This window comes from Actinoplanes sp. NPDC051633, assembly GCF_040681735.1.
GTDB lineage: Bacteria > Actinomycetota > Actinomycetes > Mycobacteriales > Micromonosporaceae > Actinoplanes.
Map to the genome: position 1 here is coordinate 1 of NZ_JBFAZH010000320.1, position 7,220 is coordinate 7,220.

General features: G+C 69.1%; 8 protein-coding genes. 3 read left to right on the top strand and 5 right to left on the bottom strand.

Translation table 11 applies throughout. The annotated features are described in order from the left end of the window. Positions 1 to 20 precede the first annotated feature (20 nt). The 5 genes from AB0M20_RS19095 to AB0M20_RS19115 form a co-directional block, all read right to left on the bottom strand. A complete protein-coding gene (locus tag AB0M20_RS19095; RefSeq protein WP_364299807.1) occupies positions 21 to 503 on the bottom strand; it encodes a DUF4874 domain-containing protein in 483 nt (160 codons plus the stop codon). Beyond that, positions 500 to 1,318, bottom strand: a complete 819-nt coding sequence (locus tag AB0M20_RS19100) for a carbohydrate ABC transporter permease (protein WP_364299809.1) — start codon at positions 1,316 to 1,318, stop codon at positions 500 to 502. The genes AB0M20_RS19095 and AB0M20_RS19100 overlap by 4 nt, the downstream gene beginning before the upstream one ends. Beyond that, the gene (locus tag AB0M20_RS19105) at positions 1,311 to 2,207 is read right to left on the bottom strand and encodes a sugar ABC transporter permease (RefSeq protein ID WP_364299811.1); all 897 of its coding nucleotides are present in this window, start codon (positions 2,205 to 2,207) and stop codon (positions 1,311 to 1,313) included. Before AB0M20_RS19105 ends, AB0M20_RS19100 begins: the two co-directional genes overlap by 8 nt. 11 nt (positions 2,208 to 2,218) lie before the next feature. Next, positions 2,219 to 3,469, bottom strand: coding sequence for a sugar ABC transporter substrate-binding protein (locus AB0M20_RS19110; RefSeq protein WP_364299813.1), 1,251 nt, complete (start codon positions 3,467 to 3,469; stop codon positions 2,219 to 2,221). A gap of 97 nt (positions 3,470 to 3,566) precedes the next feature. After that, a complete protein-coding gene (locus AB0M20_RS19115) occupies positions 3,567 to 4,703 on the bottom strand; it encodes an ROK family protein (RefSeq protein WP_364299815.1) in 1,137 nt (378 codons plus the stop codon). A gap of 74 nt (positions 4,704 to 4,777) precedes the next feature. On the opposite strand from AB0M20_RS19115, the gene AB0M20_RS19120 reads away from it, so the two are divergent. The 3 genes from AB0M20_RS19120 (at position 4,778) to AB0M20_RS19130 (ending at position 7,215) form a co-directional block, all read left to right on the top strand. Beyond that, positions 4,778 to 6,046: a Gfo/Idh/MocA family oxidoreductase gene (locus tag AB0M20_RS19120; protein ID WP_364299817.1), complete on the top strand. Its 1,269-nt coding sequence runs from the start codon at positions 4,778 to 4,780 to the stop codon at positions 6,044 to 6,046. 35 nt (positions 6,047 to 6,081) lie between these two features. Continuing rightward, a complete protein-coding gene (locus AB0M20_RS19125) occupies positions 6,082 to 6,660 on the top strand; it encodes a TetR/AcrR family transcriptional regulator (protein WP_364299819.1) in 579 nt (192 codons plus the stop codon). An 81-nt stretch (positions 6,661 to 6,741) separates the two neighbouring features. Beyond that, positions 6,742 to 7,215: an alpha/beta fold hydrolase gene (locus tag AB0M20_RS19130; RefSeq protein ID WP_364299821.1), complete on the top strand. Its 474-nt coding sequence runs from the start codon at positions 6,742 to 6,744 to the stop codon at positions 7,213 to 7,215. Positions 7,216 to 7,220: the final 5 nt, after the last annotated feature.

The following is a 7,220-nucleotide window of genomic DNA, read 5'->3' on the forward strand; positions in this document are numbered from 1 at the left end:
TCGGCGCCGATGTGGGCGTTTTAGAACCACACACCCCAGTGCCCTAACACCCCGGCCTGCATGCCCGCGATGACGGGGGGGTTGCCCCCCAACCCCGGCGCCAGCTGGTCGAGGTGCGCGAGCATCCGGTCCTTCGGGGCGTCCTGGTTGTCCGTCTGCGTGTACGCGAACCGCAGGATCGCCTTGACTCCGGCGGCCCGCACGGTGTCGAGCTGCTGCTGCAGCTGCGCCAGCGCGTCGGCGCTGATCGGCGACGCCTTGAACTGGGTGAGGTAGAAGATGCACATGACCAGGCTGATGTTCTCCTGGTCGCGGTAGCCGCGCAGCTGCTCGACGGTGAAGTCGGTCGCGTCGCAGTCGCCGGGCTGGTGGTAGAAGCCGCGTTCCGGGTTGGTGATGGCCGCGGTGCTCGGAGGGTAGGTCACCTCCGATCTGTGCGGATGGCCGCCCGCGCCGGTGAGCGCGAGCGTGGCGAGCAGAGCGACAACGGTGATCTTCTTCATCCCTTGATCCCTGTCTGCGCGATTCCCTGGATGAACTGGCGTTGCAGGAAAACAAAAACGGCGATGACGGGTACGGAGGCCAGCAGCGAGCCGGCCATCAGGATCGGATAGTCGGTCAGGTACTGCCCTTGCAGCGACGCGAGCCCGGCGGAGAGCGTCATCTTGTCGGGGTCGGTGTTGACGACCAACGGCCAGAAGAGGTCGTTCCAGGACCACAGCAGGACGAGCACGGCCAGCGCGACGAGTCCGGGCCGGGCCAGCGGCAGGACGATGGACCAGTAGATGCGCAGCGGCCCGGCGCCGTCGATCCGCGCCGCCTCCTCGAGCTCGATCGGCAGGCCGAGGAAGAACTGCCGCAGCAGGAAGACGCCGAACGCGCTGAACAGGCCGGGCACGATGAGTGCCTGCAGGCTGTTCAGCCAGCCGAGGTCCGACATGATCTGGTACTGCGGAATGATGAACAGCTGCGGCGGCACCATCAGCACGGACAGGAACACTCCGAAGAGGACCTTGCGTCCGGGGAAGCGCAGCCGCGCGAAGGCGTAGGCCGCCATCGAGCAGAACAGAACCTGGCCGAGGGTACGCGCCAGCGCGGTGAACGCCGTGTTGAAGAACTGCGTGCCGAACGGGAGCAGGTCGAACACCCGGCCGTAGTTGGCCCAGTGCCCGTCCGGGATCAGCGTCGGCGGCACCGAGGTCGCGGTGCTGAGCGTCTTGAGCGAGGTGAGGATCTGCCACACGAACGGGGTGACCATCACCAGCGAGGCGGCGATCAGCACCGTGTGCAGAGCGATCCTGGAGATGCGGCTATGCATAGTGCACCCACCGGCGCTGGAAGCGGAACTGGAGCCCGGTGAGGACCACGATGATCAGCAGGAGCACCATGACGATCGCGGCCGCGTACCCTCGGTCGTTGGTCACGAAGGCCCGGTCGTAGAAGAGCTGGATCACCGTCTGCAGCCTGGGATACGCCGGGTTGGCACGCGCGGCGGCGCCCGAGCCCGTGATCACGAACACCAGGTCGAAGAGCTGGAGCGAGCCGATCACCGAGACCACCGACACGAAGAACGCGGTGGGGGACAGCAGCGGCAGGGTGATCCGGAAGAACTGCCGCACCGGGCCGGCGCCGTCGATCGAGGCGGCCTCGTAGTACTCGGCCGGGATCGCCTGCATGCCGGCCAGGAAGATGATCAGGTTGTAGCCGATGCTGCTCCACACGCCGATCGCGACCAGGGCGTAAAGCGCGGTGTCCGGGTCGGCGATCCAGTTCGGGCCGTCGATGCCCACCAGTGACAGCAGATAGTTGAACAGGCCGTAGTCGCCGTTGTAGAGCCAGCGCCACACCATCGCGACGGCGACCGGCATGGTGACCACCGGCAGGAAGAACAGCGTCCGGTACGCGCCGACCCCGCGCATCTTGCGGTTGAGCAGGGCGGCGAAGACGACGGCGAGCGGGATCGCGATCAGGCCGAGCACGGTGTACGAGATCGTGTTGATCAGTGCCCGGCCGACCTCGGGGTCACCGACGAGCCGGCGGTAGTTGTCCAGCCCCGACCACGTGTGCCCGCCGAACGCACCCCACTCGGTGAACGAGAAGTACGCCGTCTGCAGCACCGGCCACAGGTAGAAGACGGCCAGGCCGAGGCCCACCGGGGCGAGAAACGCGTATCCCCAGACGGCCTCGGTGACGCGGTCCTTCCGCATTGTCAGCAGGCCTATTCTTTGGCGAGCAGGTCGTTCATCGCCTTCGCCAGCTCGGCGGCGGCCTGATCCACCGGTTGCTCGCCGTTCCAGGCCTTGGTCAGGTGGGTCAGCTCGGCCTCGTTCCAGGCGGCGGTGTTCTTGGAGACCGGGTACGGGACCGCGTAGGCGACCTCGTCCAGGAAGGTCTGCAGCTTCCACTCGGGATGCGCCTTGACCCAGTCGGACTGCGTCCCGTTGTACGCCGGGATCGGGCCCTTCTTGCCGAGGATGTCGGCGGCCGGCTTGGAGCCGAGGTACTTGACGAACTCCCAGGCCTGGTCGGGGTGCTGAGTCTTCGCGCCGACCACGTTGGCGACGCCGTGGATGATCGTCGCCTGCTTCTCACCGGTGGGCAGCGGCGCGACGTCGATCTTGTCCTTGATCGGTTTGTCGCCGAACTCGGCGACGTTCCACGACCCACCCCAGTACATCGCGATCTTCCCGGCCTCGAAGAGCTGCAGCGGCGCCGTGTCGGTCATCGTCTTGAGGTCGGGGGAGTGCTTGTTCGCGATCAGGTCGGTCCAGAACTTCAGTCCGGCGATGGTCTTCGGGTCGTCGTACCCGGACTTCTTGCCGTCGGGCGAGATCACGAAGCCGCCGGCCTGCGCGATGGTGTTGTACTGGTATTCCTGGAAACTGCTCAGCGGCGCTGCGGTGCCGAAGATCTTCTTGCCCGGGTCGGTGAGCTTCGCGGCGGCGTCCTGGAAGTCGGCCCAGGTCCAGCCGTCCTTCGGGTACGGAACCTTCTTCGCGTCGAACAGCGACTTGTTGTACCAGACGCCGACGGTGTCCATGTCCTTCGGCAGCCCGTAGCTCTTGCCCTCGAAGGTGTAGAGGTCGGCCAGCCCTTTCGGGTAGACGGAGGTGTCGACCTGCTCGGGGTTCGCCTTGATGACGCCGTTCGAGGCGTACAGCTGGAAGTTGGGGCCGTTCATCCAGAACACGTCGGGTGCGGCGCCACCGGTGGCCGCCGCCTTGAGCTTGGTCCAGTAGCCCTCCCACGGGGTCAGCTGGATGTCGATCGTGATGTTCGGATGGCTCGCCGTGAACGCCTTGGCCAGCTCCTCCATCGCCGGTTTCTGGGTCTGATCCCAGACCGCGTAGGACAGCGTCACCTTCTCGTTCGGATCGCTGCCGCCCTCGCCGTCGTCGCCGGAGCACCCGGCGAGGGCTAGGGCGACGGCGCTGAGAACGGCCGTGCCGATTCGGGTGTGCCTGCGCATCGTTGGTCCTCCCCGAGCGTTCGCTTGGGAAATATCATGGGGACCATGAAAACTAATGCAAGCAACAATTTGATCACAAGTGTCAACCGCGATCTATCTAGGCAGACGCGAAACGGTCCACCGAGGTCAGGCCGTTGCCGCCGCGCACGGCGTCGCTGACGTGATCGAGCGCGAGCTTTGCCGCGCCCAGGGCGACGCCCTCGTCGGCCAGCGTCGAAACCCGGATCTCCGGGGTACGCAGGCACCACCGGTCCAGCTCACGCCGCAGCGGGTCGATCAGCAGGTCGGCCGAGCGGGAGAAGCCGCCGCCGACCACCACCAGTTCGGGATCCAGAGTCAGCACCAGCGCCGAGACGCCGATCGCCAGGTCCTTGACGTAGCGCCGGATCGCCGCCAGCGCCTTGCGATCGCCGGCGTGCGCGGCGGCGAAGATGTCCTCGCCGGTCGGCCAGGCGGCCAGATGCTCGGGCGCGCGCATCCAGCCCGCCGCGGGCAGCGCGCCGATCTCACCGGCCGAGTTCGCGAACCCGCGGTGCAACTTGCCGTCGATGATCAGCCCGGTTCCGGTGCGCAGCCCGGACAGGATGAACACCATGTCGGAGGCGTGCCGGGCCACCCCCCGCCAAGTCTCCGCGAGCGCGGCCAGCTTGCTGTCGTTCTCGACCATCACCGGGCCGCGGACCAGCCGGGACACGTGCGTGGCCAGGTCGGTGCCGGTCCACTCGGGCAGCGCTTCGGAGAGCATCACCTTGCCCATCCGGTCGACCAGCCCGGTGGTCGCGATGCCGGTCGCCCACAGCCGGTCACCGGTCAGCCCGGCGGCCCGCAGCGCGCCGGCGATCGCGGCGTCGGTCGCCGCCAGCCGGTCGGCGCGGCCCATCTCCGGGGTCACCTCGACGCGATGGCCGTGCAGCACCGCACCGTCCAGGTCGGTGACCAGGGCGAGCACCTTGTGCCCGCCGATGTCGACGCCCAGCAGCCGGCCCGCCTCGGCCCGGAAGCGGTATCGCCGTGCCGGGCGGCCCACCCCGCCGGCGGCCGGCTCGACCTCCGCCACCCAGCCGGACTCCAGCAGGTCGCGGACCACGTCCTCGGTCGAGGCGCGGGACAGGCCGGTGCGCCGGGACAGCTCGGTCAGCGTCATCGGGGGCTGGTCCCGCAGGATCTCCATCGCGGTCAGCGCGTTGAGCTGCCGGAGGCGGGAGAGGTCCCCGCCGGTGAGATGCGCGGTCACGTTGGCCCCTTGAATTCTGACGAGACGGTACTTTAAATGGAATCCTTGTTAATCCGGTTGCCGGGAAGGATCACATGTCCGCAGTGACTCTAGCTCTGGTCGGGGCCGGTCTCCGGGGCCAGGCATATGCCCGGCATGCCATCGCGACCGGCGCGGGAACCGTCGTGGCCCTCGCGGAGCCCGATCGGCACCGCCGCGAGACGGTGGCCGCTGAGTTCGGCGTCGACCCCGCCCGGGTGTACGAGAGCTGGACCGACCTCGCCGCCGAACCCCGCCTCGCCGACGCCGCCATCGTCGCGACCCAGGACCGGATGCACCGCGACCCGGCCGTCCGGCTCGCCGACCTCGGCTACCACCTGCTGCTCGAGAAGCCGATGGCGCCGACCGAGGAGGACGCCGCCGCGATCGCCGCCGCCGCCGAGCGCAACAACGTGATGGTCGCGGTCTGCCACGTCATGCGGTACACCGCCTACACCCGCATGCTCAAGGGCCTGGTCGACTCGGGCCGGATCGGCAAGCTGGTCAGCGTGCAGCACCTCGAGCCGGTCGGCTGGTGGCACTTCGCGCACTCGTTCGTGCGCGGCAACTGGCGCAACTCGGCCGAGTCCGGGCCGCTGCTGCTCACCAAGTGCTGTCACGACATCGACTGGCTGGTCCACCTCTTCGGCAGCATCCCGGCGCGGGTCACGTCGTTCGGGAGTCTGAGCCACTTCAAGCCCTCCGAGAAGCCGGCCGGCGCGGCGGACCGATGCCTGGACTGCCCGGTCGAGCCCACTTGCCCGTACTCGGCCAAGCGCCTCTACCTCTCCGCCCAGGCTGACCCCGACCAGCACTTCTGGCCGCTCGGGGCGGTCACCCCGACGTTCACCGAGGAGTCGGTGCTGGCCGCCCTGCGCACCGGGCCGTACGGCCGGTGCGTGTACACCAGCGACAACGACGTGGTCGATCACCAGGTGGTCAACATGGAGTTCGCCGACGGCGCGACCTGCTCGTTCACGGTGACCGCGTTCACCCCGATGGAGTACCGCCGCACCCGGCTCTTCGGCACCCACGGTTACCTGGACGGCGACGGTCAGACCGTGCGCTGGCTCGACTTCCGCACCGGCCGGGAGGAGACCTTCGACGCGGCCGCACACGGCGGGCCGTCGGCGGCGGACGGGCACGGCGGCGGCGACGAGGCGCTGACCGACGCCTTCACCGCGGCGGTCGCCTCCGGTGACCCGGGACTGCTCACGTCCGATGCGGCGCACAGCCTGGCCACCCACCGGGTGGTGTGGGCGGCCGAGCAGGCCCGGCTCAGCTCCTCGATCGTCCGGCTGAATCCTGACGGCAGCATCGCCTGATTGCCTTTGCCGCACGACCGTGCTTTTATGGTCGTGTGGGTAAGGGTGAAGAGACGCGTGCGGCCGTGCTCGACCAGGCCGTCGACGTCACGCGCCGGCTGGGCCTCAGCGGGCTGACCATCGGTTCACTCGCGTCGCAGGCCTCGCTGTCCAAGAGCGGGGTCTTCGGCCACTTCCAGTCCAAGGAGGGCCTGCAGCTGCAGGTCCTCGAGCACGCGCGGGCGCAGTTCGAGGAGGCGGTGGCGCGGCCGGCGCTGCGCGCGCCCCGGGGCGAGCCGCGCGTCCGCGCCCTGTACGAGCACTGGATCGCCTGGGACTCGCGCCCGGGCGGATGCCCGTTCATCGCCGCCGCCACCGAGTTCGACGACCGGCCCGGGCCGGTGCGCGACCGGCTGGTCCGCGACGAGCGCGACATGTTCGACATGATCGCCACCATCTTCCGGACCGGCGTCGCCGAGGGGCACTTCCGCTCCGGCGCCGATCCCGAGCAGTTCGCCCAGGACTTCTACGGCGTCATCCTGGCCCGCCACCACACGCTGCGGCTGCTCGGCGACGAGCGCTCCGAGACGCGTGCCCGGCGGGCCGTCGACGCCCTCATCGCCGCCGCTCACTGAGAGGACCGACCCGTCATGGACATCGCCCCCGTACGCTCAGAAAAAAGCACGACCGTTCGTCCTTTTCCTGCCCCGAAGCCGTTGCGCCGGGCGTTCGCGGTGCTGAACCGCGCGGCGCCGGGCGTCGCCGCCCGCTGGGCCGAGAAGCTCTGGTTCACCCTGCCCAAGCGCGCTGTGCCGCCACCGCCGACCGGCGACCTCTTCACCGTCGACGTGGGCGGCCGGGCGGTCGTCGGCCAGACGTGGGGAACCGGTCCGAACGTCTACCTCGTCCATGGATGGGCCGGGCATGCCGGGCAGCTGAGCGCGTATGTCGCCCCGCTCGTCGAGCGAGGACATCGGGTGATCACGTTCGACGCGCTCAGCCACGGCCGGTCGGCGCCGGGCGCCTACGGCCGCCGGTCCACGTCCATCCCCGAGCTAGCCCTGTCCTTCACGGCGGTGGCCACGGCGTACGGCCCGGCACACGCGGTGATCGCGCACTCGATGGGCGGAGCCGCGACCGCGCTGGCGATCCGCGACGGCCTGACCGCGGGCCGCATCGCGACAAAATAGCCACT

What these genes read in the sequence shown, in the direction of transcription:
- AB0M20_RS19095 (WP_364299807.1), bottom strand. Translation starts at nt 503, where the DNA reads ATGAAGAAGATCACCGTTGTCGCTCTGCTCGCCACGCTCGCGCTCACC.
- AB0M20_RS19100 (WP_364299809.1), bottom strand. Translation starts at nt 1,318, where the DNA reads ATGCATAGCCGCATCTCCAGGATCGCTCTGCACACGGTGCTGATCGCC.
- AB0M20_RS19110 (WP_364299813.1), bottom strand. Translation starts at nt 3,469, where the DNA reads ATGCGCAGGCACACCCGAATCGGCACGGCCGTTCTCAGCGCCGTCGCC.
- AB0M20_RS19105 (WP_364299811.1), bottom strand. Translation starts at nt 2,207, where the DNA reads ATGCGGAAGGACCGCGTCACCGAGGCCGTCTGGGGATACGCGTTTCTC.
- AB0M20_RS19120 (WP_364299817.1), top strand. Translation starts at nt 4,778, where the DNA reads ATGTCCGCAGTGACTCTAGCTCTGGTCGGGGCCGGTCTCCGGGGCCAG.